Below are 26,891 nucleotides of genomic sequence, written 5' to 3' on the forward strand. Positions count from 1 at the left end.
ATGGCCGAAGCAAGTCAGCTGTTTAAGGAGTTCAAGATTCAGAGCGTCAGTGAGTTCTTCAGACGAAACGCGGCCATGCTTGGCTACACAGGCAAGATACGCTCCCTTACCACGGTCGTCCATGAGGCAGTTACAAACTCCCTCGATGCCTGTGAGGAGGCAGGAATTCCCCCCTACATCCGCGTTGAGATAGAGGAGCTTGGAAGGGAGCACTACAAGGTCATAGTGGAGGACAACGGACCGGGAATCCCCGAGAAGTACATAACCCACGTTTTCGGTAAGATGCTCGCCGGAACCAAGGCCCACAGGAACATACAAAGCAGGGGCCAGCAGGGTATAGGTATAAGCGGTGCAGTCATGTTTGCCCAGATAACGAGCGGAAAGGCAACGCGCGTCATCACCTCCACCGGCGGCGATAAAACCATCGAGGCCTGGGTTAAGATTGACGTTGACAAGAACGAGGGTAAAATAGTCAAAAAGGAGAAGCACCCCAACCCGAAGGGCTGGCGCGGGACGAGGATAGAGCTTGAGGTGAAGAACGTCCGCTACATACGCTCCAAGCAGGGCGTTTACTGGTACCTCAAGCTCACCGCCATAGCGAACCCACACGCCCACATCGAGCTCATAGAGCCTGATGGGAAGCTCATAGTCTTCCCGAGGTCGAGCGACTACATTCCGGAACCGCCGGTTGAGATGAAGCCCCACCCGCGCGGTGTCCTTACCGACGACGTTTACAGGATGGCCAAAAAAACTAGGAGGAACACCGTGAAGCGCTTCCTCGTCGGCGAGTTCTCAAGGATAAGCGACAAGAAGATAGACGAGCTGATAGAGTACATCGCCGCGCTGAGGCTCATAAAGACGGAGGAGGACAAGAACGTCCAGGAGCAGCTCTACGAGAGGCTCATGAAGGGCGAGGTTAAGGCCGTCCTCCGCTCCTTCAGGGGATACACGAAGGTCGTCAAGCAGGTCGCCAAGATTATGGAGAAGCCGCCCGAGAAGCTCACCTGGCACGAGGCTGAGGAGATAGTCGAGGCCTTCAAGTACATGAAGTTCCTGGCTCCCCCGACTCATGGCCTCAGGCCGATAGGCGAGGAGAACATTGAGAAGGGCCTTAAGGGAATCCTCAAGCCGGAGTTCGTTACCGCTGTAACGAGATCGCCGAAGGTCTACTCAGGTGGTATTCCTTTCCAGGTGGAGGTTGGCCTTGCCTATGGCGGTGAAATCCCGGGTGGCTTTGAGCTCCTCCGCTATGCAAACAGGGTTCCGCTGCTCTTTGACGCAGGCTCGTGTGTAACGACGCTCGCGGCACGCTCGATAGACTGGAAGCGCTATAAGGTTGACGACCTCGACCGCGCGCCGGTGGTGCTCATGATAAACGTCATCAGCGTCCACGTCCCATACACCGGCACAGGAAAGCAGAGCATAGCCAACGTCGAGGAAATCCAGAACGAGATAAGGCTGGCCATAATGGACGCCGCCAGGAGGCTTCAGACATATCTGAGCGGCAAGCACAGGAAGCTCTACCAGGTCAAGAGGAAGAAGACCTTCGAGAAGTATGTGCCCGAGATAGCGAGGGCTCTAAGCGTCCTGACGGGAGAGGAGGAGGACGCCGTTAAGAGCTACTTCCTGGCCTTCATAGAGAGCCGCTTTGCAGCCAAAGAGGGTGAGCTTAACGAGGTGAGCGAGAATGCCTAAATCCAAGGTCGTCAAACGTGAGAAGCCCAGGGAGCGCTTTTCCTACGACCCGACCAGGGTGCTCACCAAGCTGGAGGAGTATGGAAGGAGGGTTCTTGAAGACATAAAGGCCGGAAAGAACCCCTACTTCGACATCCCGATGCGTGGACTGAACAACGTCTACTTCGACGAGAAGAGGCGCGTCATCAGGATGGGGGACAAACTCTCCAGGAGGTACTTCCTCAACGTAGCCCATGCAAGAAAGTTCATGCAGACCTTACTCATAATGGCCTACGTTAAAAGGCTGGTAAGCGAGGGCAAGCACGCGAGCCTTCGTGAAGCCTACTACGCCAACAAGCACACCATCCCGGGAACGAAGGAGAACACCTTCGAAGACCAGCGCGAAAGCGATCCCATCATCGAAGACCTCGAAAGGATGCTCGGCGTCCTGCGTGAGGAGATGCACCTCACGGCCGACAGGCGCGGCTACATCTACGGTGACATAGTTATACGCGACGGCGAGGACGAGTTCAACACGTCAAAGCTCGGTATGGGCGGCTGGGCGGTTCCAGGAACGGTCGAGCACCTCCAGTTCGTTGAGGTTAACGTGGACTACGCCCTAGTCGTCGAGACGGCAGCAATGGCCGACCGTCTCATCGAGGAAAAGTTCCCGAAGAAGGAGAACGCTCTCATCATAGCCACCCAGGGCCAGGCCTCCCGTGGAGTCAGGAGGCTCATTCACAGGCTCCACTACGAGGAAGGGCTGCCCATTATAGTCTTCACCGATGGAGACCCCTACGGTTGGTACATCTACTCCACCATAAAGCAGGGCTCCATCAACCTCGCCTACCTGAGCGACAAGCTCGCAACTCCGGAGGCGAAGTTCGTGGGAATGACCATGGACGACATAAAGCGCTACGGCCTTGAGAACGTCACTGAAAAGCTCAAGGGCATCCCGCCAAACAAGAAGGGCGGTCCAACCGGTGACTACAAGCGCATTCTGGAGGAGATGGAATACCCGTGGTTCCAGAACAAGGAGTGGCAGAGGCAGCTCAAGATGGCCGTTAAGATGGGGGTCAGGATAGAGCAGCAGGCCCTGGCCAACAAGAGCCTTGAATTCGTGGCGAAGAAGTACCTACCTGAAAAGATAAACAACGGTGAGCTCCTGCCATGACGACGACGGAGGAACTCGTCGCGCAGGTGAACAAGATACTGGACGACATCGGGATAGACATGGACGGGTTATTTGAGACTTTCGACATCCCGTCCATTTCTTATCACCTTAGGGAGAACCTCTCCCTCCTTCAGGAGCTTGAGGAAGACCTCTCAAGGAGAGTTGGTGAGACCACCCCATCAGTCAGGGGCATGGGCAAGCGTGACCGCGATCCTCACATCCAGTGGATTTACAAGAAGAAGCGCAACAGGATTCTCGCCCTTGAAAGGCTCCGTGCGGCGATAACCGCCCACAAGATGGCCCTTGCCCTCATCTCCGCCAACTACACCTTCTTCCTCGGGAAGAAACCTGTAACCCTCAAGGAGCTCACGAGGGAAAACGTTGAGAATGTTGAGGCCGTCCCGAGGAATGTTCAGGTAGGCAGGATAGAAGTGTTGCCCCACCTGGCCTATTCCGGCGATGTCCTGAGGCTCCTCGCCCGGGAGAGCATAGCGGTCAGGGAGTCTTTCAAGTTCATAAAGGGCAAGCTCCGCGAGAAGGGAACCGTTAGGACGCGCGGGCTTAGGATAGAAGTCGAGTACTGGGAGAACAACAGGCTCAAAAAGGCCCGGATTGACCTGCCGGCGGACGCCGACATAGAGGGGGAGCTGAGAAAGCGCTACGGAAGGCGCTTCCGCTGGCGCGTGCTGAGCTTCGTCAAGACCAAGGGGGTTTTGATAAACAACCACTATACAGTTGACAACCTCTCCCTGGCCTATTCTGTCCTTGATCCGGAGAAGGGCGCCGAAAAACTTGGCCTCGACCTCTTCCGCTACTATTTCCTCACCTCCGAGAACGAGAGGGAAACTCTCGGCCTCTACCCCAACATAAAGCTCTGCATAGACTGCCACTACTCGATATTTGACCTTCCCTTCCGGAACGAGCCTAACTTTAGGACGGGTCACGGCAGTATGCTCATAATAAGGAAGTGCGAGATGGAGAATGCCCTCGTTGGAAAGAGGAAGGATCTGACCAGCGTTCCCAACTACCTCCTCGGCGCGGTTCTCCTCTACGGGATGAGCGAATACAGTGAAGAGAGGGTTGCCGAGCTTCTCGGCGTGCCGAAGGATGAACTTGAGGAGGCCATCAGGAAGTTCGTGATTTCCGGCCTGCACAGGACTCTTTTCGCCGACACGAAGAAGTTTGAGAAGTTCCTGCCGAAGAGTGATAAGGCCAAGCAGTTTTTGGCCCTCCTCCAGGGGTGAGCCTATGAGGGTGGAGGTTAAGGCGCGAAACAATTCTGAACTCATAAGGAAGCTCAACGAGGTGCTGAGCGATGAGGTTACGGAGGTCTACGTAAACCTCCGCCCGACGAAGGAGATACTCGTGAGGATTCTTGAGCGCGCCCCCAACGTGAGAAAAATTTCCTGCCCCCCGAGCCTCTATCCCAAGGTCTCGAAAAAGGCCGTCAAAGCCCTCGCCCAGATGGGTATAGAGCTCGTCCCCGAGGGCTACCCCCGGGGAAGGCCCAGGAAATACGACGAGGGAACCATTAAGGAGGTTCAGAACCTCATAATGAACGGCGTTCCCCCCAAGGAGATAAGCGCCAGGATGGGCATCCCGCTCCGGACGGTTTACTACATGATCGAGCAGCTGGGTGTCCGGCGATGGAAAGGCTGAAGACCCTGTATCTGGTTCTTTTCGTGTCTTTTATCCTCTTCTCCACGCTCCTAGGCAGGACGGCAGTTCACGGGGGGACTACGGTCTTCAATTTCGAGTGGGTCTTTTTCTTCGCCAACCTCTTCCTGTTTGCGGCTGCAGGCTACGTGCTGAAGATGCTCCTTGAGGGGAACTTTGAGAGGGGGATGAAGAGAACCAAGAGGGGCAACATCCTTGCGGGCGCCATAACGCTTCTGGCGATGTTCGTTGCCATCAAACTGCTTTTCGAAAAGAAACCGGAAGACCTCGTGAACGGGGGCAAAGTGGGGGAAACCCTCTCAGGGGTCTGGTACAACGTCACCTCCGGCGACTTCGTCGTTACTCTAAGGGAGCTCCCCGAGATATTCTATCTCATTCCCTTCATAGTCTTCATCCTGTTCCTCCTCACGGTGAGGAGGCGTAAGAAACCGAAGAGGGTTCCCTTTGAGGTCAGGTTCGAGCCCCAGATGACCTACGACTCCATAGAGGGCACCCCCGCGGAGAGGGTCATAAAGATGTACAAAAACGTCGTGGCCGGCCTCGTCATGAGGGGCTACCCCTATCAGGAGAGCTGGACACACTGGGAGCACAAAGAAAAGCTGAGGGAAATCTTCCCTGACCTCGAAGACATCGACGTCCTCACGAGGATATTCGAGAAGGCCAAATATGCCGGCAGGCTGGACGAGGCCGATGTCGCCGCCGCCAGGAGGAGCTATGACCGACTCATGGAGCTGCTTAGGTAGGTTTAAAAAGCGGTCGAATTAGAAGCCCCTAAAAAAGAGGGTGATGCTCATGCTCGTCGAGACCCAGGAGGAGACCCCAGAGATAAGGGAGCGCCTTCACCGCGTCGGAATCACAAACCTTCGCACCGTGGCGAGGATAAACTGGAAGGGTCGGGTGTACACCTTCCTTCCAGTGTTTGAGATAACCATAGACGTTCCGGGAGAGAAGAAGGGAATACACATGAGCCGGCTCGTGGAGAGCATAACCGAGGCCATGAGTGAGGCGGTTGAGGAAGAGGTCATGCAGGCCCACAGGTCGCTCGAGGAGCTTGGAAGGTGTATAATCCGTAGACTGGAAGGAAAGCACCCGCACAGGCGCGCCGAGGTCTGGATAAGGACCCATCTAATAATCCCGCGCGAGACTCCGGCGAGTAAAAGGACGACCTACGAGCCCTACGACGTCGAGGTCGGCGTCATCAAAAATGAGAACGGTTCGTTTGAGAAAGTTCTTAGGGTCAAGGTCATCGGCAACACAGCCTGTCCCCACGCCATGGCCAACAACAACGGAAAGACCCACATACAGAGAGCCATTGGAGAGCTTGAGGTGAGAACGGCCTTTGACGAGGAGATAGCCCTCGAGGACATGATAGACGTTGTGGAGAGTTCCTTCAGTCATCCAACCTACACCCTGCTGAAGACGATAGATGAGAACGCCGTGGTCCAAGGCATGTACAGAAACCCCAAGTTCGTGGAAGACGTCGCGAGGGAGATATTCGCCAAGGCCAAGGAGCGGTTCAGGGGCAAGGTCCACGTGAAGGTCATCAGCAACGAGAGCATCCACAAGCACGATGTGATAGCGGAGACGTGGAGCTGATGGTTCGAAATTCGATGCATGTCCGCCATTTTTGGCAACCGAAATTTTTCCGCTGGAATAAAACATTTTGTTAAACAACTTCGCCAATCTTGGCATAACTTGGTTATTAACGTGAAGTAATCCGCTCCGTTATTTGCACTATGTCATGCTTATGCCCCAGTATGGCCGATTTTTTTTTGGAATTTGTACTTCAACTTCGAAGTAAAAGTTAAATATAGGTTTAAGGTACTACCAATCGCCCGGTCGGGCGTATTAATCGCCCCTCGGGCAGGAGGGTCGGCAAGATGAAAAAGTTGGTTGCCGTACTGTTCGGCCTGCTGGTAGTGGCGGCAGGGTTCGCGGCAGCGACGACTTGGGTCACCACTGAGGTACATGGATGGAGAGAAGGGAACTATGGCTGGGCACTTGCAGTAGTCGGAGTCAAGTATGACCAACAGAACCCGTATACTAACTACGATATCCTTTACAGGTACGGCCGGGGAGGACTTACTACCAAGGGACAGAGCCTTGAATATTATGCCTCGTACTATTACTACTACCCAGACAGCAATTCGGTAACAACTGTCACGACAGTCAGGGAAAGTAGTTCCAGTCCGATAGCCATAGAAATTGTCACGGCGACTTCTGGATGGCCATACATATGAAGAAAACACCTATTTCTTTTCAAATTTTTATCTTTTCGTATGCGGGGGGAAGTGTATGGGGAGAGGAATACAGTGGTTTGGAGTGTTATTAGCTTCGATGCTTTTTTTAATGACTGTTCCTCACGTTTTATCCATTCCATACTGGGTTAAGCCTGGTGTGTACGTCAAATATGCTGCTTTAAGATACGAGCCATACGTCCAGTACAAAGAATCCCTTGGAGTTAAGAAACCCCCGATGACAATGATACTGTTTTATAACCGCAGTGGGGTTCTGTTCAACATTCACGCGACGGGGGACGTTTTTCTAACCTTTGGGATAGAGCGCGACAACGGAACCCATTTGGAAGTGGCCTTCCGGCTAACTGCCTATAACGTCACCGTTGATGTTGTACAGAAAAACAGTACTAAATTGCCAGTTTTCTGGAATGAGTCACAGATAGTCTCATCCAACATAAGCAAAACAAAATGGCCAGGTCTTGTGGAATATAAAATCCACATGAAATCGCTGAAAATTGCCGGAAGTTACTCAATAAGGAAAAACGATGGAATGGTCATCGGGCCCAACGGAAAGCACTATGGCCACACATTTCTGTGGTACGATCCTAATGAGAACTTTGGTTCAAACACTCCTTACGTTAATCTCACCCCAGTTGCATCACCTCTCTACCTCAACGGGACCATTGGGCTAGACAAAAAGCTCGTAACGCACTACGGCACGTTTGGCCCACCAATCGGCAGGGTCGTGCTGGTTCAGAAGAACCCCAGTCCGATAAAAGTGTGCTTTTCCGTGGGAACCCACAAAGAGTGTCCCTTCGGAACAGGGGACAATGAGATTATTGGGGGGATTACGTATGACCCCGCTAGTGGGATAACTATTGCTGGTGACCTGCTGATACCCCCCGCTGATGTCAGGGCCATAGGCATCGTTTACGCACTCTTCAGCGATCTTAAGGGGGCCTACTTTAACGAGGTGAAGGCAGACTACTCGATGTATCCAGTTCTCCAGATTTACGATACCAACGCTGAGTTCCAGAAGGCCCAAGAGGTTCCGTTCTCAAAGGCTAAAACTCCGTGGAAGTACGTCTTCTACATAGCACTAACCGTTCTTGGTATAATGGCTGGAACAAGAAGCGGGGGGCTTCCAAAATGGTGAACCTTGCACTTTCAATATCGGTGGCTGGAGTCATCCTCATTGGGATCCTTCCTCTAGCAATGGCAATCCCCTACTGGGCGGGCAACGCTTCCCTCACCTACGAAGCAAACTACTATGCCCCGTATGTTGATTATCGACTTTCACAGGGGGACAAGCCGGAGTGGATAACAACATCCATTCTGATCTACAACTACTCGGGTGTGCTTTACATAATTAAAACCTATGGATCAACAACACTGGAGTTCCATCTGAAAAGAGATGGCCGGTTTGTGGACGTTACGGCGGAGATAATCCTCAAAAATGTTAACGTGAGCGCCTTTCTACCCCCGGGCATTTCTCCTCCCTCATTCTGGAACGAATCAAAGGTCATATCCACGAAGGTCATGAAGAGCCATTACCCCGGATTTGAAGACTGGAAGTGGTATATTTTCCATCTCAGGGAGCTCACAATAGTAGGGAAGTACAGGATACGGGTCAATGACAGCATGGTGATAAAAGACGGCACCGTTTACGGCCATACGATGCTCTGGGACGACCCCATGAATCCTCTTACCAATGACTCCCCTTTTTCAATTCACCCCCTCAGCACAAGAATAAAGAGCGTTCAAATTGACAATGATAATGTTTTCAGGATCCGGAACATAACAATCGAACCTCCCACCAAGCTCGTGGTCACAACACCCTACTCCTATAACCTAACCCAACACCTGAGGAAGGACTTTCTGATTGAGAATAACCCATACTCAGCGATGATTTTCAGGTTCGATGCCTCCGGAGGGATCCTCCTTTCAACGTTTCAGGAGGCTCCCGATTTCTGGGCACTAGGCGTTCTAAGCGCAAGTTTCGTCGATGAGTACTCTCTTTACCAGGTTGAAGTTAAAGGTGATAAATTCTACCTCACGGGACTCGTATTGGAGAACTTCACAACAAAAGTTGAGAGTACAGGGAGAGATGTCCGCTATCCCCGCCCTAAAACGGGGCTTAAGTGGATGTTCTATGCAAGCATTGCAATACTGGCAGGGGTCTTAGTGTGGAACCTGAAGCTAGTGGGGGTGGGCAGGCGATGAAACGGATGCTAAAGGTCATTGCTCTTGTCATGCTGGCACTTTTGGAGGTTCCAATGATTGCAGGTGTACCATACTGGGCCAAGCCAGGCGTTTACATCGAATACGTGGCCCAGAGGTATGACCCGTACTTTGATTTTGTCAAAGGAGCAACTCCAAGCCAGGTACGTACCGCCGAAATCTTCATTGAGGTCAATGGCACTTTATTCAGGATATTTTCAAACAACAACACCACCGTCCGGTTCGATATTCTGGGTGAAAGCGACGGATATTTACGAGTAAGGGCAACGATTACGATGGAGAACGTGACAATTTTTTCGACATTTCTGAACGGCACTAAATACCCCGTCTTCTGGGATCACAGAAACGTCATATCCGAAGAGCTCATCCCAAGTCACGACGTTGGATTCCTCGACTGTGTCTGGCTTAGGGTCAAGCTGAGGAACCTCAGCATCTCGGGGACTTACCTGATAAGGCTCAGCGATGGGGCGGTTTTCGATGCAGATGGCAACTATTATGGGCACACGTTTCTCTGGGTGGATCCCAACGACCTGCCAAGGGCCAACGAGACGTTCTCCACCTCGGGGAATCTTAACGTGACGGTCTGGAGAGTAGGCACACTCAACGAGTCGGTAATGACATACTATGGAAAATTCGGCCCGCCCCTCATCTCCATTGCACTGTCAATGGGGGACTTCAAGCTGTCCCAGAGGGTCGATGATGAAAGAAAATATCCTCTACTTGAAGTATCCTTCGGCGGGCCAAGTGCTGGGGGTATTTACGATCCGTCCACAGGTATTGCCCTATACCCAACAGCTATGGGAACTGCTCCTTACGCCGATTTTTATGCAATAGGCGTGAAATGGGCAGTGTTTGAGGACCAATTATCGGGATATCGGATGATGTCAAATAAAGACAGCCCATGGAAGTTTGGCCTCGTGCTATACGGCACGAACGCAGAGTTTGAGGCCGTTGAGGGGGTAAAATACACAAGACCCTGGACCGTGACGAGCTATCTTTTCTATCTTACACTGGCCTTCCTGGGGATTGCCATGGTGTGGGCTTCACTAAAAAAACGGAGGTGACCTCATGGGACGTCGCTATACACTCTTCCGCTGGGAAATGAACGACGTTGTGAAGAACGTTCTCCTGCTGTTTGGAATACTCCTGGCAGGAATGGCAATGAAGCAGTCTATTATGAGTGTTAATTCAAGCATGGGGTTTGTCTCTGGAACCGAAATTGAACTCTTTGGGCCTTCCAAGGCCACAGGTGTCGCGCTGAGCGTTCAAACTCTCCTTTCCCTCGACGACGTCTGGACCCTGCTGAGCTTCCTGATACTCCTCCTTGGAGCTTTGACCTTCCGCTACGACAGGGACAGCGGTGTTGCCCGCTCGGTTTACTCCCTTCCATACTCAAACACGGAAATCTTTGGGGTCAAGTTGCTCTCCCTCCTCATCTACGGGTTCGCCATGATACTGTTGCCCTTCACTTACATCAGCGTGACCACCTATGCAAGCATAGCCGGCCACCTTCCAAAGATAACGTCAGGTTTCATCGGCGACGCGTTGGTGCTGGTGGTCTTCCTGGTGCTCTACCTGATAGCGGTTGCCACACTGACTTCACTGGCATCTCCAAATGCGTTCCTGGCCTTCATGGTCGGCTTCGCGGCGATATACGCGCCCCGCGTGACCGGGGTCTCTAACCTACCTCCGCAACTCTTCATCAACGCCATATCTCGGAGCGGTAGCACCGACTTTACACCGTTCACAGCACAGTACATCGGCTGGGGCCTGCTGGTTCCGCTGGTGCTCTTTGCCCTCTCGTGGGTTCTCATCAGAAGGAGGGATGTGGTGTGAGGTTCTGGGGCGCCCTGCTCTCCGCGATGCTCCTGCTTACCATTGGCTCCCTGTGGGTCTACGATTCCTATGAGAACGAGGTCGGCTCGATAGGCCCGGTGTTCCTCCAGCCCGTTGAACACCAGGGAAACGTCACCAGCCTCGGCACCGTGACGGCGCACACTCCAACCAGCTCCCTCGTCGAGGCTTCCTGCAACGGTAACGGGGTCGTTGAGGTCTACGACATCATAACCGGGGAACGGATTGACAGGCACGCCGTTTACGGCCACGCCAGGTATCAGTTTATTCTTCCGCGCGAGGGGGACTACCTGATAATCAACAACGGCACGGACAAACTAACCTGCTCCTTCCGCTTCATCAAAAACTACCCGACAAAGGAGGTTCAAAACGCCCTTTACATAAGTGGTTCTGCCTTTGCACTTCTCCTGGCACTCGTTGTGTGGAGGTGGGGGAGATGATAATCGAGGCCAGAGACCTCAGAAAGATTTTTGGAAGCATAAGGGCACTCGACGGAATCACTGTGGACATTCCTAAAGGAGTCACGCTGATCCTCGGCCCCAACGGTGGCGGAAAGAGCACCTTTCTTAAGCTCGCAACGGGAGTTTACAGGCCGACAGCAGGTGAGATAAAGGTATTTGGCGAAACCCCATGGAACAACTGGAAAGTTAAGGCCCGCTTCGGCGCTGCATACGACCCGCCGGCCTTTCCCCAGTTCACCACGGGTAGGGAGTGGCTCACCCTGTTCGCCCGGAGCAAGGGCGCCGGCGAGGAGGAGATAGAGCGCGTGGCGGAGATGTTCGAGGTCAAAAGCTTCCTTGACAAGAGGATAAACGGCTACTCATCGGGGATGCTCAAGAGGCTTTCCCTAGCCCAGGCGTTCATAGGAAAGCCGGAGCTAATATTTCTCGACGAGCCTCTGGCCAACATAGACTTCGACAGCATGGAGAGGGTAATTGAGATAATTGAGGAAATGAGAGAAAAAACAAACTTTGTGGTAATAAGCCACATCTGGGAGCCTATAATACCCATTGTGGACTGGGTTGTTGTTATAGGCAACGGGAAGCTCGTTCTAAGCGGAAAAGCCAGTGATGTGCGGGATGAGGTCGAGAAGCTGTTCAAACCCCGCATAGGACGTTCAAGTAGGAAGGGGGCCCAGGAGGGCCCCTCTTCCCTTGGGCAGGAGGGTCGGCAAACCCCTGCCAACGATTGAGTTCTCCGGGGATTATGTTTATTAATTTTTTCTTCCACCTTGGAGTGATGGAAATGAAACTCATCCACGACCCCATATACGGACACATCGAGCTCGACGAGTTCGCGGTTAGGCTCGTTGATACACCTGAGTTTCAGAGGCTCAGGAGGATAACCCAGCTTGGCTTGGCTTTTCTCGCATACCCCTCCGCCAGGCACACCCGCTTCGAGCACTCGCTCGGAACCTTCTATCTGGCAAAGCGAATCGCTGAACACAACCCCGAAATCGAGGAAGGCGCAGTCTACGCGGCTCTGCTCCACGACCTCGGCCACTATCCCTTCAGCCATACCCTCGAAACCCTCTATCCCAGACACGAGGAGAACACGAAGTGGTTCATAAGGCACGGCGAAATCAGCGATGTTATAAGGGAGCGCTACTCACTCAAGGAGTTCCTGAGGTTCCTCAAACATCCCCTCGTGAGCGGAGACATCGATGCCGACAGAATGGACTACCTGGTGCGCGATGCGTACTACACCGGCGTCGCTTATGGGCTGGTCGACCTGGACAGGCTCGTGAGGAACCTGCACTACGATGGTGAGAGGCTGATAATCGGTGAGAAGGGCATCATGGCCGCACAGAGCCTCCTCCTTGCGAGGAGCATGATGTATCCCACCGTTTACGGACACCACGTTTCGAGGATCGCTAGCGCAATGCTCGTCAAGGCGGTCGAACTGGAGGGTCTGTCTCTCGATGAAATCCGCGTCATGGATGAGGTCGATCTGGTTGCCCGGCTCAGGAGGAGCGAGAAGGACGAAGTTCGCGAGCTCGTCAAGGCCATAGATGACAGGAGGCTCTACAAGCGCGTTCTTTACAGCGGCCATGATCCGGGCAGGGAGTTCGTTGGGGATCTTATGAGGGAACTCGAAGCCGAGTTCGGCCATCTGGTTCTCGTAGATTATCCTCCGAAACCCAAGTTCGAGGAGAAAAACGCCTTTGTGGTTGCGGACGGCAGGCTTAAAAGATTGAGCGAGGTCTCACCTCTCGTCCGCTCGCTGGTTGAACTGAAGGACACCCACTGGCGCTGGGGGGTTTACGCGAGGGCCGACGTGAGGGGACGGGCTGTGGAATTTATGGAGGATTTCTTCGGCCGCCGCGGGGTTGATTTTGCCATCCAAAAACCTTAAGTAGTTTAAGCGCTTCGGCCGACTCTCGATTTTTCCGCTGGGAAAGATTTATAACTGGGCTTCTTAAGTGAGTGGTGAACAAGCTCATCAGGTTAGAAGGTGGTGTAAATGGGAAGAAGGGAAGAGATGATTGCGAAGATCAAGGAGCTCATGACCCAGCCCGAGAGGATCAGGAACATGGGTATCGCCGCTCACATTGACCACGGTAAGACGACGCTGAGCGACAACCTGCTCGCCGGTGCCGGAATGATAAGCGAGGAGCTCGCCGGAAAGCAGCTCGTCCTTGACTTCGACGAGCAGGAGCAGGCGAGAGGAATCACCATCAACGCGGCAAACGTCTCGATGGTTCACAACTACGAGGGGCAGGATTACCTCATCAACCTCATCGACACCCCGGGTCACGTTGACTTCGGTGGTGACGTTACCAGGGCCATGCGTGCCATCGACGGTGCCATCATCGTCGTTGACGCCGTCGAGGGAGTCATGCCGCAGACCGAGACCGTTCTCAGGCAGGCCCTGAGGGAGTACGTCAAGCCGGTTCTCTTCATCAACAAGGTTGACCGCCTCATCAAGGAGCTCAAGCTCGGCCCGAACGAGATACTCCAGAGGTTCGCCAAGATAATCACCGACGTCAACAGGCTCATCAAGAAGTACGCCCCGGACGAGTTCAAGAGCCAGTGGATGGTCAGGGTCGAGGACGGCAGCGTTGCCTTCGGTAGCGCTTACTACAACTGGGCCCTCAGCGTTCCGTTCATGAAGAAGACCGGCGTTTCCTTCAAGGACATCGTCGAGCTCACCAACGCTGGCGACCTCAAGACCCTCAGGCAGAAAGCCCCGCTCCACGTCGTTGTCCTCGATATGGTCGTCAAGCACCTCCCGAACCCGCTGGAGGCCCAGAAGTACAGGATTCCACACCTCTGGAGGGGAGAAGTCGAGAGCGAGATCGGTCAGGCCATGCTCAAGTGTGACCCGAAGGGCAAGATGATCATGGTCGTTACCAAGATCATCCTCGACAAGCACGCCGGTGAGGTTTCAACCGGCCGTGTATGGAGCGGTACCGTGAAGACCGGCCAGGAGGTCTACCTCATCAACGCCAAGAGGAAGGCCAGAATCCAGCAGGTTGGTATCTACATGGGCCCCGAGAGGGTCAACATGGAGGCCGTTCCTGCAGGAAACATCGTCGCCGTAACGGGTCTCCGCGACGCCATGGCCGGTGAGACCGTCGCCCAGGAGCAGATTGAGCCGTTCGAGGCCCTGCACTACACCAGCGAGCCGGTCGTTACCGTCGCCATCGAGGCCAAGAACGTTAAAGACCTTCCGAAGCTCATCGAAGCCCTTCGCCAGCTCGCCAAGGAGGACCCGACGCTCCACGTCAAGATTGACGAGGAGACCGGCCAGCACCTCCTCAGCGGTATGGGTGAACTCCACCTTGAGGTCAAGCTCGTCAAGCTCAAGGAGGACTGGAAGCTCGACGTTGAGGTCAGCCCGCCGATCGTCGTCTACCGCGAGAGCGTCAGCAAGATGAGCCCGATAGTTGAAGGAAAGAGCCCGAACAAGCACAACAGGTTCTACATCACCGTCGAGCCGCTTCCGGACGAGATCTACCAGGCCATCCGCGAGGGCCTCATCCCAGAGGGCAGGCCCAAGAACCCGAAGGAGGTCGCCAAGAAGCTCGCCGAGCTCGGCATGGACTACGAGGTCGCCAAGGGTATCGTGGACATCTACAACGGCAACCTGTTCCTCGACAACACCAAGGGTATCCAGTACCTCAATGAGGTTATGGACCTGCTCGTTGATGGATTCCACCAGGCCATGGACGAGGGCCCGCTCGCCAGGGAGCCCGTCATGAAGGTCATGGTCCGCCTGCACGACGCCAAGATTCACGAGGACAACGTCCACCGCGGTCCGGCCCAGATCTACCCGGCCATCAGGGGTGCCATCCAGTGTGCCATGATGAAGGCCCAGCCGATCCTCTACGAGCCGTACCAGAAGGTCATCATCAACGTGCCCTACGAGTACATGGGTGCCGTCAGCAGGGAGATCAACCAGAGGCGCGGCCAGCTCATCGACATGAGGCAGGAAGGCGAGGTCATGATCATCATCGCCGAGGCCCCGGTTGCGGAGATGTTCGGATTCGCCGGAGCCATCCGTGGCGCCACCAGCGGAAGGGCCCTCTGGAGCACCGAGCACGCGGGCTTCAAGCGCGTTCCGGGAGAGCTCGCCGTGAACATCATCAGGCAGATCAGGCAGAGGAAGGGCCTCGACCCGAACCCGCCGAAGGAGCAGGACGTCTGCCCGCAGCAGTGAGGGTTTTTGCCCTCCGAGCTTTTCTATTCTAGCTTTATCCTTTCATTCACCCATTCTCGCTGGAGAATGATTTGTAACTTGCCCCTGAGATACTTGTGTTATGGTCTCTGAGGGCGGATATTGGCCGTGAAGGCCGAACTTGCGAGTTCGCCCTGAAAATTGACAGGTTCCTGCCAACGCCCATTAGTTAACTTTTTAAACCCGCTTCGTAACTTAGGGACGGAACTCATGAGGCCTCCCCGAAAAAAGGCGGGTTTCCCGCCCGAGGGGGCCGAGGTTCGAAAGATTTAAAAAGCCATCCTAGTCAACGAGACTAGACCAAAATATGGAGGTGTATGAAAATGGCTAAGGAGAAGCCGCACGTTAACATCGTCTTTATAGGCCACGTCGACCACGGAAAGAGCACCACCATCGGAAGGCTGCTCTTCGACACCGCCAACATCCCGGAGAACATCATCAAGAAGTTCGAGGAGATGGGTGAGAAGGGCAAGTCCTTCAAGTTCGCTTGGGTCATGGACAGGCTCAAGGAGGAGCGCGAGAGGGGTATCACCATCGACGTCGCCCACACTAAGTTCGAGACCCCGCACAGGTACATCACCATCATCGACGCTCCGGGCCACAGGGACTTCGTTAAGAACATGATCACCGGTGCCAGCCAGGCCGACGCGGCAGTTCTCGTCGTTGCCGCCACTGACGGTGTCATGCCGCAGACCAAGGAGCACGCCTTCCTTGCCAGGACCCTCGGTATCGGCCACATCATCGTCGCCATCAACAAGATGGACATGGTCAACTACGACGAGAAGAAGTTCAAGCAGGTCGCTGAGCAGGTCAAGAAGCTCCTCATGATGCTCGGCTACAAGGACTTCCCGATCATCCCGATCAGCGCTTGGGAGGGCGACAACGTCGTCAAGAAGAGCGACAAGATGCCCTGGTACAACGGCCCGACCCTCATCGACGCTCTCGACCAGATCCCCGAGCCGCCGAAGCCGACCGACAAGCCGCTCCGCATCCCGATCCAGGACGTCTACTCCATTAAGGGTGTTGGTACCGTCCCGGTCGGCCGTGTCGAGACCGGTGTCCTCAAGGTCGGTGACGTCGTTATCTTCGAGCCGGCCAGCACCATCTTCCACAAGCCGATCCAGGGTGAGGTCAAGAGCATCGAGATGCACCACGAGGCCATGCAGGAAGCCCTTCCGGGTGACAACATCGGATTCAACGTCCGTGGCGTTGGTAAGAACGACATAAAGCGCGGTGACGTTGCCGGACACACCACCAACCCGCCGACCGTCGTCAGGCCGAAGGACACCTTCAAGGCCCAGATCATCGTCCTCAACCACCCGACCGCCATCACCGTCGGCTACACCCCGGTCCTCCACGCGCACACCCTCCAGGTCGCCGTCAGGTTCGAGCAGCTCCTCGCCAAGCTCGACCCGAGGACCGGCAACATCGTCGAGGAGAACCCGCAGTTCATCAAGACCGGTGACTCCGCCATCGTCGTCCTCAGGCCGACCAAGCCGATGGTCATCGAGCCGGTCAAGGAGATCCCGCAGATGGGCAGGTTCGCCATCCGTGACATGGGCCAGACCGTCGCCGCCGGTATGGTTATCTCCATCCAGAAGGCCGAGTGAAGGCCTTCTCTGACCTTTCCTTTACTTCCTTAAGCCTTAGGAGGGACGGAAATGCAGAAGGCAAGGATTAAGCTCGCGAGCACCAACATTAAGGCCCTCAACGAGGTCACCGACCAGATCAAGCAGATAGCCGAGAGGACCGGCGTCAGGATGAGCGGACCCATACCGCTCCCGACCAAGAGGATAAGGATCACCACCAGGAAGAGCCCGGACGGCGAGGGCACCGCAACCTTCGACAAGTTTGAGCTCCGCGTTCACAAGAGGCTCGTTGACATTGAGGCCGACGAAAGGGCCATGCGCCAGATCATGCGCATTCGCGTCCCCGAGGACGTCACCATCGAGATCGAGCTCATCTCATGATTCTCCTCCTTTTTGCGCCGGGGTAGCCTAGCCTGGGAAGGCGCGGGCCTGGAGAGTCCGTGGGCGTTTGCCCGCCAGGGTTCAAATCCCTGCCCCGGCGCCAAAATCCTTCTAAAGAAACTTGAATGGCGCCAATAGTTTAATAGACTCCTAGATAAGAGAAAAGTATATTTATAGTTTCATTTGGGAAATAATGGATGTTCTAATAGTCGCTCTTACTTCCCTAAATCTAAGTTCCTGAAGAGAGGTTCCATGGGACTTAAGTACCTCATCCAATTTTTTTCGGGCCTCCCAGAATTTTTTTCTGTTTTCTGGGGTTCTAGATTCTCGGAAATTATTCTTGTAGCGAATAAACTGCTTATATGCATTTTTTACGTCGGGATATTCTAGAAATTCCTGTATTGACTTGGAGTAGTATTCATCATAATGAAATAGCCATCCTTTGTAATCTGCGCCCCAAACTCCTAGATTTTCTAGTAGTTGGTGTCTTTTGGGACTGTATACCCCCAATACAAAAAGCCATTTAGGCGAAAACTCCTTCTGAATAGTGCCCACAACATCTTTCAAGAACTCCTCACTTCTAACTTGTACATAGTTACTGTTCCCGTTTCTACGTAACAACCCTCCGATTGCTATATACTCATACCCCATATCGAGTAGCTTTTCATAACATCTGATGTATTCTTCTACTGTTTTTCCCTGTGCAACTCCAATTAAATTGAATTTCTCGTAAAAACCGAGTTCTTGATATATTTCGATTCCCTCTTTAGCACTTTTAAGCGTCGATTTCATATTATGGAGGACATCTTTGATTATCCCGAATTGAACACCTAAATCGATGTATCTGTTAAAAAGATCCGGATAGCTTCTATTACTCCCGTTTTTCTGGAATACACCACTGTCTGAAATTTTTATTATTTGAGCATGAATAATCTCATTTAATCTTTTCTCATCAACAATACTCTCAGAGTACTTGAGTTTAGTTGAGTATGGAAAGTCTTGGAAAACTTGGACAAAATTTGGTGATACATTAGCATGTGTCATTAAACCAAATCTCAGCTGAGGGAACTTAAAAAAGATCCCTTTCAGTATTTCAAGACTGACAGGCCTATCTACCACAAAAAACGGTATCATCTAGAACCCTCCAAGATATTTCTAAGGATTTTTTCTGTCTCCTTTATGTCCCCCATATTTTTATAGCCATATTTCACTAATGGAATTCCTAAATCCTTACATGCCATTTCTATAAGAATTCGATATTCTTTCCTAGCCCCTCCCTGATAAAAAACTACAATATCAAACTCCTTTAGAACTCTTTTGACCTGGGGAAGAAGTTCGTGCACTCTATCCATTGTCATTATTTGGTCGTAAGGTTCGATAATAGTATCGGAGTTCACCAATCCATATTTAGCACTTAGTATATACAATGGCACTCCAAGCTCTTTAGACTTTCTATAGAGGTGTCTAATTCGAGATGATTTATACAATCTACCTGCTGGCAAGGGCTCCTCTTCTTTTTTATTTCCACAAGCGGTTACTAGTACGACGCTCTTTCTCATGATTTCACCCTCCATATAGATGTCTTTAGAAGCTTGTTTAAGCGTTTTATAAATGCTATCTTACTACTAACATCAAGAAGGCTCCTCAATTGAGAAATACTGTCTACCTCTACATCTTCCATTATTCTAACGGCATTAAGCTCACGGGGATTTAATTTAGGCTCTCTTGTCTCTAATAGCAATGTATCTATCTTGTCAAGAAGGAGGCGAGTATCAAATTTAATCCCTAAAGCACTTAGATACTGGCCCTGATACAAAAGTGTTGGAACATAGTATATTCTCTGCCCAAATATTGTGAAAAATGGCTCTAGGTAAGATTTAAAAAGTAGATCCCATTCGATTAGTCCTGTTTTATTACAATCCTTGCAGTATTTCGATGCAATAAACAGTACCTTTGAATATATCCTCTGAAATTCAGGAACACTCATTATATATAGTCCGTATTTATCTAAATAGACGTTGTATAATACAAACGACGTTAAGTGCCCAATAATATCTATAAAATCTGCTTTTTCAATATGGTATATGTATCTCTCAGGTACAAACTTTCCATCATTATGTATTGTTTCCAAAAGAATGAAAAACACAATATCTCCCTTGTTAATGTCTATTAATTCCTCGTCATGTAATACCGTAACTGTGAGATAATGCCACTGAGAAGTCTTGTCGAGATATGGCAATTTTAATTTGACTTCACCAGTTGACCTTAGGAGATCCTTTACTATCCCGATGCTAACACGAGGGTTTATATATGCGTATTCAATCCTCTTTAAGTTGAGATAAACCTTTCTATAATTTGCGGGACTTCTATGGCTAAACAGAGTATCCCCAGTCTCTTTTAGCCATGGAATGTATTTCCACTCGAATATTTTATCCTCCAAATTAAGTTTGATATTTGAAAATCTATACGGATGAATCTCATTTGGAAGCCTAATCCTATAATCTCCTTCAAAATGAATTAAAGGTTGTTTCTGAGCTTCGATTGCCCTGTATATTTTTTCTAGAGTTTCAAATGAATGGCGAGAGTTTTCTGGCCATAAGATGAGTGTTGCAAAATTTTCTAATTCGAGAGCGACTCCAAAATAATGCAGTCTATATAGCTCCAAACTTCTAGAAGTTTGTGGGATAACCGTAGTTCCTGGAAGCTCCTCATTCCAGTTCCACAATCTTAGTGTTAAGGGAAATAAGTTCTCGCCCGAGAGCATGCCATTTTTGTCTGTAGGAATTCCCGATCCTTTTCTGAGGTCATTAATTTTCTTTAAATCTTTCTGGAGGCTTAGAAAGAAATACCTGCCCCTCTGGATTTTTTGGAGTGATTGCGATGGGATAAGTGAAGTGTCCCATATCTCATCCATTATTTTGATTAGTGTCATGGCATTCCCCTCATAGTCTTTTGGATTTTGATATAAGCTCCCTTATTCGTTGTAATGTTCGTTTGGTACATTCCTCATCTTCTGAAATGATATAGAAGTCAACATTCTTCGTTACTTCCGGAGAGAGATTTGCTGAAGTAAACACGACATGTCTAGTACCCTTAAGCGGGTCTATTACTGCGATTTTGGCGTGTATGATGCCCTTAAAGAGAGCATTTTTTGTTTCTTTTTCGTAAATGTATACGTTTACTCCGTTATCCCTTAGCCGTTTTATAGCGTTTTCATGTTTTTCTCCTTTGGGGGGCCTCACGATTAAATTGACATTTACTCCCTTCAGGGCTAATAGTGAGAGGATATCCACCCAACTTTGACGTGTTCCGTCTGGCCAGACTATTTTGTCATCAGTTACATACAGAGAGGTTAGATAAACTTCTTCTGTTGCCGATAATAGGATCTTTTTGAGGCTCATTGGGCCGTCTATTCTATCTGTAATTGTCGTTCTAGCATTTTCACATTGGAATTCCTGTTTCAGTCTAGCCAATTGTTCATCATTGAAAATGTCCTCTATAGGAAACGTTGTTATTCTTGAGAGGGGATCTAAAATCAGAGTCTTGTCAATCTTAGGGATATCCCTCTTTCTCCAATAGGACCATAGGCAGTTAGGACATCCTTTTTCACAATCACAGGTGGAGGCTATCCGATAGGCTTCTTGTAGTATCTCTTCGAATCTTTCGTAGATTTGGTCAGAATATCCTGCACCCCCTTCAACATTATCATAAATTAGGATTTCTCTTTTATTTAAATCAATATCTCCGTCAATTTCCCCATCCTGGGCATACAATATACGCTGAGCGGCATTTAAAAGAGCATTCTTAAAGGTCACTAGGAACTCTTCAATGTTATCGATTTTTTGACCCATGAAGGTGTCTGAAGTGAATTGTATTGAAATGACATTTGTCGGCATTCTGTGGTACAATACAAATTTCCTAAAGTGTCCATTGCATTTTTCATTTGTGCCCAACTTATAGTGGCTCCGTTCTTCTTCTAACCGTTCTAGGACTTTGCCGCATTTTTCACATATCTTTATCTCCCGTTCTTCTTTGTTTATTATAACTCTATCCACAACTTTCACGATTTCACTGTTGATATATCTGGTCAATCTAAGAGAAGAATCAACTTTTGACAGCCTGGTTGTAGTATTGGAAACTTTGGCTAGGTATATTCTGCTGGCCGCTTCTTGGTACTCTCTTAGCTGGAATGAAGACTCTCTTTCTTGCTTGATATAGATTATATTGGGCTCAATTGCAGGTTCAATTGTTGACATTTCCAGTTCGTGTTCTGAAGGTTTATATCTACATACCGGACATCCATAGGTGATTAGCTCCTCTTTGTTTTCAGTTACATATCTGCCACATCTAGGGCAAATGTGGAATACTTTTTCTTTTGGTTTTAAGATCTCCATATCAATACCAATACTCTTGTAGATTTTCTTCTTCATGAAAACCCTCATTAATGGGGCTAATTCTGTTATGGCAATATTTCTTGATCTTCCTTCAAAATCTTCCATTCCATATACATCTCTAATTTCAACGTATGTGCCGGGGAATGCATATCTAGGCAAAACATTGACATCCATTAGATAGGAGATGGTATGGGATCTTTCTAGTTTTTCCACAATCTCTCTAATTTTCTTTGCTTTCTCATAATCCTTTTTCTGGGCGAGTTTTTCTTCGTAAGCTTGATACCACTTAAGTTCGCGTTCGAAGCTTTTAACAGCGTTATTGAGATCCCAAAGAAATACATCTATCATACGATCTATCTCTGCGGTAGACAATGACTCAATGCCTAACGTTCTCGATATGATATCTATAAAGTACTTTCTTTTTCTGCGAACTTTTTCCTGTATATTGTTTAGGGTCCCAGCTTCTGAGAACTCTTTGAACACCATGGGAACTGAGATAGCAAAGCTTTTCATTAGCTCGTACAAAATTATAGCATTCACATGTTTTTGTATAAGATATCTGTTTTCTATGTTGATTTTTGGTGCTTCGAATATTCCTCTAATCAGCTCCTCTGGTTTTTCATAGTAATACCTGTCTAGAGGGGATAGATACAAGAATGTAACATTCAATGACAATTTTTCTTTTCTTCCGGCTCTTCCTACTCTCTGTACATAATTGGCGGGAGAGGGTGGAGCTTTGTATATCCCAACAGAGATTAGGTCACCAATATCAACTCCAAGTTCTAGGGTGGGAGTAGCAACAATAACATCAACTTTTCTTTCTTCAACATCTTTCTTCTTGAATTCCATTTCGAGACTGTGTCTTTCTTTAGATGGAATTGCCCCAGTGTCTTCAGCAGTTATCATTTTTACTGGCTTCTCATTTTGATAGAGGCGGAAATAATAATTGTGAGTTGTCATATATTTCTCGAACTCTCTATAAGGAATAGGTTCGGTGGTTCCGTTGCAGTTGTATGTCATACAAGCACTAGAAGGGGACGTTAAATGCACTCTCTGGCAAGTATTACACTTAAATACGACTTCTGGTTTTTTGATGATAATTCTCTTATCGTTTATTACGTATCCAGTAGCCTTTTCGAGTTTTTTACTGCCACAGCATCTTAGCTCTACTTCCTCTAATATCTTAGCCTTGATTAAAAAGTTAAATGCTAATTCTAAAGCGTCATCGATAGTCTTAGTTTTGCCAAATATCTTCTGAAGTAATAATCTCTGTTTTGTTCGTCCCTTGCTTAAAAATCCTATAACCTTCACATGGCGCTTTTCAATTTTTTGTGCTAATGAGAATCCTATAACTTCAGTTCTCCCCGGAGGATTATTGTGAAGCCCCTTAATGGCTCCTTTTTGTCTAATAATGTCTGCAATAGCTATCAATATTTCCTTCCAAAGATTTGTATCATGCAAACGGAGATCTGAGATTAATGACTCCTCCAACTCTGATATAAACTTCAACCATTCTTGTTTAAATTTTTCTTCATCTTCTAGTCCATAGTATGTAACTTTTATTAGTCCTAGATTTTCTAGAGATCTTTGACGTCCCCTTAGAGAGCATACTTCTTCTAAAATTGCAGTTTCTAACATTTTGCGTCTTCTAAGTTTCTCATATGGCCAAGATATGACAGTATCATAAGCCATGTCAAATAACTTTGAAAGATACACTTTGTTCTCTTGTTTCACAAGGTAGTGCACAAGAACTCTAACAGTATGATCAAAGTGAGTATCTTCCAAATGTTTGGCTAAATACGAAGCGATTTGCCTGTTGTCGGTGAATATTAGGAGTTTTTTATATTCTTCAGGTAATTTTGTATAAACTCTATCAAATACAACCACACTTGCAGTATCCGAGCTCATAGCTACAGGACTTAGGGCGGAGTATCTACCGTATCTATTACCACAGTACGGACATGAAATGGGCCGTGTATCCGTGCCTTCTTTGGGATCTCTTACAAATGCATATGCAGAGTACAACTCTTTAGATCCACATACCGGGCATGTGTCTTCTGTGGGATCTATAATTGAGCCGCATTTACGACACCGTTTTATCTCTATGTATTCGTCGGTTTCTACTGGAGGTTTGTCTGAAATCCAAATTGGAACTGCTTCCTCAGAAAACTCACTTCTATAATCAAGTTTTTTGAGATAGTTTCTTTTCTGCCTTTTTGGAAGTATCTCCAGAATCGGAGAATTGTTCTTTTTGAGTTTTTGTGTTTTCTTTGCAGTTCCGTACCATTCCATAAATTCGTTCTTACTTACATAGACGATATTAAATATGTGACCACAGAATCTACAAACCCCGATTTCATCAACTGCACTTCCATCTTCGTCGCATGTGTCTCTAGGGGAAGTGTATATTCTCCCGCATTCGTTACATTGATATAATCTCTCCACGGTCTTCACAAAAATGTGAAGATTAACATTTATCAGGGGTCTTGATGGGTTATAAGGATCTTTACACTTGCTACCTAGCTTTAAATAGGACCACACAATTTTTTTCAACTCTTCATTCTTGAGTGAGCTAACTAGATTTCCAAAGTTGGGGCTTTTTCTTAGTTCTTGAATGATTTCATCTAAACTTTTTGGAGTTTCGAGCCTAGTTATTAACTCTTGGAAAAATGCATTTCCTAAAAGTGCTCTTCCGATCTCTATGGAAGCAGGAAAACTATGGGATCGTTTGAATGTTGGATTAATTTTCATGAGGAGTTCATCAAGAATTTTTTCATCGGTTGCATCTAAATCGTGAATTGAGTCTAACAATTCTTCGAAATCATCAAGATACGGAGGCATGAATGAATACTCAGGAAATTGGTATTCTTCATACTCGGCCTCAATCACATCTGTTATTGTAAATATATCTCCGAAAATCCTGGAAGCGAATTCTGCAATGGAGTTCTTACGTTCGATGTCATCTTTCTTCTTAGAAATTGTTGCACTGGTTCCGATACATATTGGGTTACTCGAAGCTTCCCTACGGAGACGTCTCATAAGAAGGGCCACATCAACTCCCTTGGATCCAGCATAGGAATGAATTTCATCAAGCACTATAAACCTCAAAGAACCTGTAGCCAACCATTTAAGATCTTCCTTTCTGGACAGTATGTGTTCTAGTTGAACATAGTTTGTTATTATGATGTCAGGAGCCCGATCCTGAATAGATTTTCGAGTCAAGGTTTGATAATCAATAACTACATCCTTATTGAGGGGACAATAAAGAACCTCGTTATCTGCGTCATATTTTAATCGATTTTTCTCACAGTTTTTCGGACATCTAAGTCTATTCATGTCTTCCTCCGAAAGGGGGCATGTTTCGGATATATCCTGATCCTGGAACTCTTCTTTGAGTTTTGTTTTATCCTTGGGGGTGTCTCCAGTGTATATTGCAAAAGTTATTCTCTCTTCTGGAGGTAGTTTCCTGTTGATTCTCCACAATATTTTTCTTAGGCGTTCCACCTGATCTTTTGCCAGAGCATTCATGGGGTAAACTAGGATAGCTTTTGTGCCCTTCTCAGTTCTATGAGTGTAACAATATTGAATAATCGGGATGAGAAAGACTTCAGTCTTTCCGCTACCCGTAGGTACTGCCACTATTGTATTACGCCCATTGAGGATATTACGAATAGCTTCTTCCTGGTGCTTATATAATCGTGTGATATAAGAGAATGCATCTCTTACGTTGTCATCAATCCGATTCTTCTCGAATTCTTTAAACTCTCCACCTAGTTTAGGTTTTGGGGGAATTGCTATGTATGGACCCTTCCAGAGGTAGTCAGTTCTCTTTGGTATCTCTTTTAATCTTTCCATAAACTGGGGATTATTTGGCGAAAACGATGTTAAAAAGAAATTCATATAGTCCTCCTGTATCTCCTCAGTAGTTTCAATCGGGTTGAATTTCACCATATGCTTCCCCCCCACAGGTTAAATTGTAATATGGAGTTTGGATATTTTAATCTTTTGGATGATCTGATTTTACATGAAGTTCATAATGTAACTGGATAATAACTGTGGTAACTAATTACGCTCTTGTTATATTTGTTGAAGTGCCATCCCTGAGTAACTATGTATGACTGCCTATTTACTCAAAGGATTGTATTTAGTTAGTCGATTTTTGAGACTGGAGATCTTTGAAATCTATTTTTTAGCGCATGTAATTGCCGTAAAAATAACTTTAAACTTAGTCATCTATCAATCCCTATATAAAATTAAAAACTTGTACTGGCCTTAAAAATTAACAAAGCTTAGATAATCTAATAACTCCCAATTTGGCCGGTTTATCTTTCTTGTTTTATTTCCTTGTTAGTCAATGGAGGTTTAAAGTGTCAGCAGCCTCTATCAAATTTTCCCATTTTTTGAGAGTGTCAGACAGCATCAAGCGACTACTCGGAAAGAGTTTCTTAAGGAGAAGAAAAAGGAAGGAAACACGTCACCATGATATTGTGACCCTAGAAAAGGTAAAGGGTAAAAGAGGTTACAAAGAAACGACTACTAAGTAGTGATTGAAAGAGCAGAAGGGAAGTTGAGAGTTGGAGGATCACCCAAGTAAGGCGATAATTTTTGCAGGCGTGGTTTGAAGGAAGGAGTCAGTGAACGTAAAGTTATCAGATATGATGGTGGAGAGAACTAGGCTTATGGTCAAATTAAAGTTTCTCTGGAAATTGATAAGGCGCTGCTTTTTGAGGGACTGTTTTTACATCCAATTACCTCACTAACTTCGGCCTTTTCTGGCGTGACTTCTAGAAAGTTGCGGTGCTCAATTTCGAGTAATTCAGAGTTATCAAACTACAATGCTTTCATGGGCTCTCAAAAACTCCTTGGGGATATCCAATGTCTCTGCCAAGTTTTTTCTTTGGAAATCTTAATTAGAGCTTTGGCTCCAGTAATCGAAACGTTGATTTCACTATCACTCATAGGAAGAAGTTGTGCGTTAATTATCAGGCCT

Annotated in this window: 21 protein-coding genes and 1 tRNA gene; 18 read left to right on the forward strand and 4 right to left on the reverse strand. The window is 48.6% G+C overall.

Going from position 1 to position 26,891, the window contains the following annotated elements; all coding sequences use genetic code 11:
* From top6B to NUS69_RS02705, 18 genes are all read left to right on the forward strand, one after another.
* Positions 1–1,695: a DNA topoisomerase VI subunit B gene (top6B, locus tag NUS69_RS02620; RefSeq protein WP_258084894.1), complete on the forward strand. Its 1,695-nt coding sequence runs from the start codon at positions 1–3 to the stop codon at positions 1,693–1,695.
* Positions 1,688–2,848 carry a DNA topoisomerase IV subunit A gene (locus NUS69_RS02625; RefSeq protein ID WP_258084306.1) on the forward strand — a complete coding sequence of 387 codons (1,161 nt, stop codon included), beginning with the start codon at positions 1,688–1,690 and terminating at the stop codon, positions 2,846–2,848. The genes top6B and NUS69_RS02625 overlap by 8 nt, the downstream gene beginning before the upstream one ends.
* Positions 2,845–4,092 carry a DUF530 family protein gene (locus tag NUS69_RS02630; RefSeq protein ID WP_258084307.1) on the forward strand — a complete coding sequence of 416 codons (1,248 nt, stop codon included), beginning with the start codon at positions 2,845–2,847 and terminating at the stop codon, positions 4,090–4,092. The genes NUS69_RS02625 and NUS69_RS02630 overlap by 4 nt, the downstream gene beginning before the upstream one ends.
* Positions 4,093–4,096: 4 nt before the next feature.
* Complete coding sequence (locus tag NUS69_RS02635) at positions 4,097–4,507, forward strand: DUF1699 family protein (protein WP_258084308.1); 411 nt, start codon at positions 4,097–4,099, stop codon at positions 4,505–4,507.
* Positions 4,495–5,268 (forward strand): DUF4129 domain-containing protein, encoded by a 774-nt coding sequence (locus NUS69_RS02640; RefSeq protein ID WP_258084309.1) that lies wholly within the window; start codon positions 4,495–4,497, stop codon positions 5,266–5,268. Before NUS69_RS02635 ends, NUS69_RS02640 begins: the two co-directional genes overlap by 13 nt.
* A gap of 49 nt (positions 5,269–5,317) precedes the next feature.
* Positions 5,318–6,121 carry a GTP cyclohydrolase IV gene (locus NUS69_RS02645; protein ID WP_258084895.1) on the forward strand — a complete coding sequence of 268 codons (804 nt, stop codon included), beginning with the start codon at positions 5,318–5,320 and terminating at the stop codon, positions 6,119–6,121.
* Positions 6,122–6,405: 284 nt separating this feature from the next.
* Entirely contained in the window at positions 6,406–6,765 is a 360-nt protein-coding gene (locus NUS69_RS02650) for a hypothetical protein (protein ID WP_258084310.1), read from the forward strand.
* Positions 6,766–6,820: 55 nt separating this feature from the next.
* A complete protein-coding gene (locus NUS69_RS02655; protein ID WP_258084311.1) occupies positions 6,821–7,918 on the forward strand; it encodes a hypothetical protein in 1,098 nt (365 codons plus the stop codon).
* Positions 7,912–8,985 carry a hypothetical protein gene (locus tag NUS69_RS02660; RefSeq protein ID WP_258084312.1) on the forward strand — a complete coding sequence of 358 codons (1,074 nt, stop codon included), beginning with the start codon at positions 7,912–7,914 and terminating at the stop codon, positions 8,983–8,985. The genes NUS69_RS02655 and NUS69_RS02660 overlap by 7 nt, the downstream gene beginning before the upstream one ends.
* Positions 8,982–10,067, forward strand: coding sequence for a hypothetical protein (locus tag NUS69_RS02665; RefSeq protein ID WP_258084313.1), 1,086 nt, complete (start codon positions 8,982–8,984; stop codon positions 10,065–10,067). Before NUS69_RS02660 ends, NUS69_RS02665 begins: the two co-directional genes overlap by 4 nt.
* Before the next feature lie 4 nt (positions 10,068–10,071).
* A complete protein-coding gene (locus NUS69_RS02670; RefSeq protein WP_258084314.1) occupies positions 10,072–10,839 on the forward strand; it encodes a hypothetical protein in 768 nt (255 codons plus the stop codon).
* Positions 10,836–11,297, forward strand: coding sequence for a hypothetical protein (locus NUS69_RS02675; RefSeq protein WP_258084315.1), 462 nt, complete (start codon positions 10,836–10,838; stop codon positions 11,295–11,297). Before NUS69_RS02670 ends, NUS69_RS02675 begins: the two co-directional genes overlap by 4 nt.
* Positions 11,294–12,049: an ABC transporter ATP-binding protein gene (locus NUS69_RS02680; RefSeq protein ID WP_258084316.1), complete on the forward strand. Its 756-nt coding sequence runs from the start codon at positions 11,294–11,296 to the stop codon at positions 12,047–12,049. Before NUS69_RS02675 ends, NUS69_RS02680 begins: the two co-directional genes overlap by 4 nt.
* Positions 12,050–12,102: 53 nt before the next feature.
* Positions 12,103–13,212, forward strand: coding sequence for an HD domain-containing protein (locus NUS69_RS02685; RefSeq protein ID WP_258084896.1), 1,110 nt, complete (start codon positions 12,103–12,105; stop codon positions 13,210–13,212).
* 108 nt (positions 13,213–13,320) lie between these two features.
* Entirely contained in the window at positions 13,321–15,519 is a 2,199-nt protein-coding gene (locus NUS69_RS02690) for an elongation factor EF-2 (protein WP_258084317.1), read from the forward strand.
* A 341-nt stretch (positions 15,520–15,860) separates the two neighbouring features.
* The gene (gene tuf / locus NUS69_RS02695; RefSeq protein WP_055429434.1) at positions 15,861–17,147 is read left to right on the forward strand and encodes a translation elongation factor EF-1 subunit alpha; all 1,287 of its coding nucleotides are present in this window, start codon (positions 15,861–15,863) and stop codon (positions 17,145–17,147) included.
* A 51-nt stretch (positions 17,148–17,198) separates the two neighbouring features.
* On the forward strand, positions 17,199–17,507 hold the full coding sequence (gene rpsJ, locus NUS69_RS02700; protein ID WP_055429342.1) for a 30S ribosomal protein S10: 309 nt from the start codon (positions 17,199–17,201) through the stop codon (positions 17,505–17,507).
* A 16-nt stretch (positions 17,508–17,523) separates the two neighbouring features.
* Positions 17,524–17,610: transfer RNA gene (locus NUS69_RS02705), tRNA-Ser, on the forward strand.
* Positions 17,611–17,678: 68 nt separating this feature from the next.
* Here the strand turns inward: NUS69_RS02705 and NUS69_RS02710 are convergent.
* From NUS69_RS02710 to NUS69_RS02725, 4 genes are read right to left on the reverse strand one after another with little or no spacing between them, the layout of a single operon-like run.
* The gene (locus NUS69_RS02710) at positions 17,679–18,641 is read right to left on the reverse strand and encodes a hypothetical protein (protein ID WP_258084318.1); all 963 of its coding nucleotides are present in this window, start codon (positions 18,639–18,641) and stop codon (positions 17,679–17,681) included.
* The gene (locus NUS69_RS02715) at positions 18,638–19,066 is read right to left on the reverse strand and encodes a DUF6884 domain-containing protein (RefSeq protein WP_258084319.1); all 429 of its coding nucleotides are present in this window, start codon (positions 19,064–19,066) and stop codon (positions 18,638–18,640) included. The genes NUS69_RS02710 and NUS69_RS02715 overlap by 4 nt, the downstream gene beginning before the upstream one ends.
* On the reverse strand, positions 19,063–20,439 hold the full coding sequence (locus NUS69_RS02720) for a hypothetical protein (RefSeq protein ID WP_258084320.1): 1,377 nt from the start codon (positions 20,437–20,439) through the stop codon (positions 19,063–19,065). The genes NUS69_RS02715 and NUS69_RS02720 overlap by 4 nt, the downstream gene beginning before the upstream one ends.
* Before the next feature lie 10 nt (positions 20,440–20,449).
* Positions 20,450–25,852: a DEAD/DEAH box helicase gene (locus NUS69_RS02725; protein WP_258084321.1), complete on the reverse strand. Its 5,403-nt coding sequence runs from the start codon at positions 25,850–25,852 to the stop codon at positions 20,450–20,452.
* Positions 25,853–26,891: the final 1,039 nt, after the last annotated feature.

The sequence above is a fragment of the Thermococcus thermotolerans genome (assembly GCF_024707485.1).
Lineage (GTDB): Archaea > Methanobacteriota_B > Thermococci > Thermococcales > Thermococcaceae > Thermococcus > Thermococcus thermotolerans.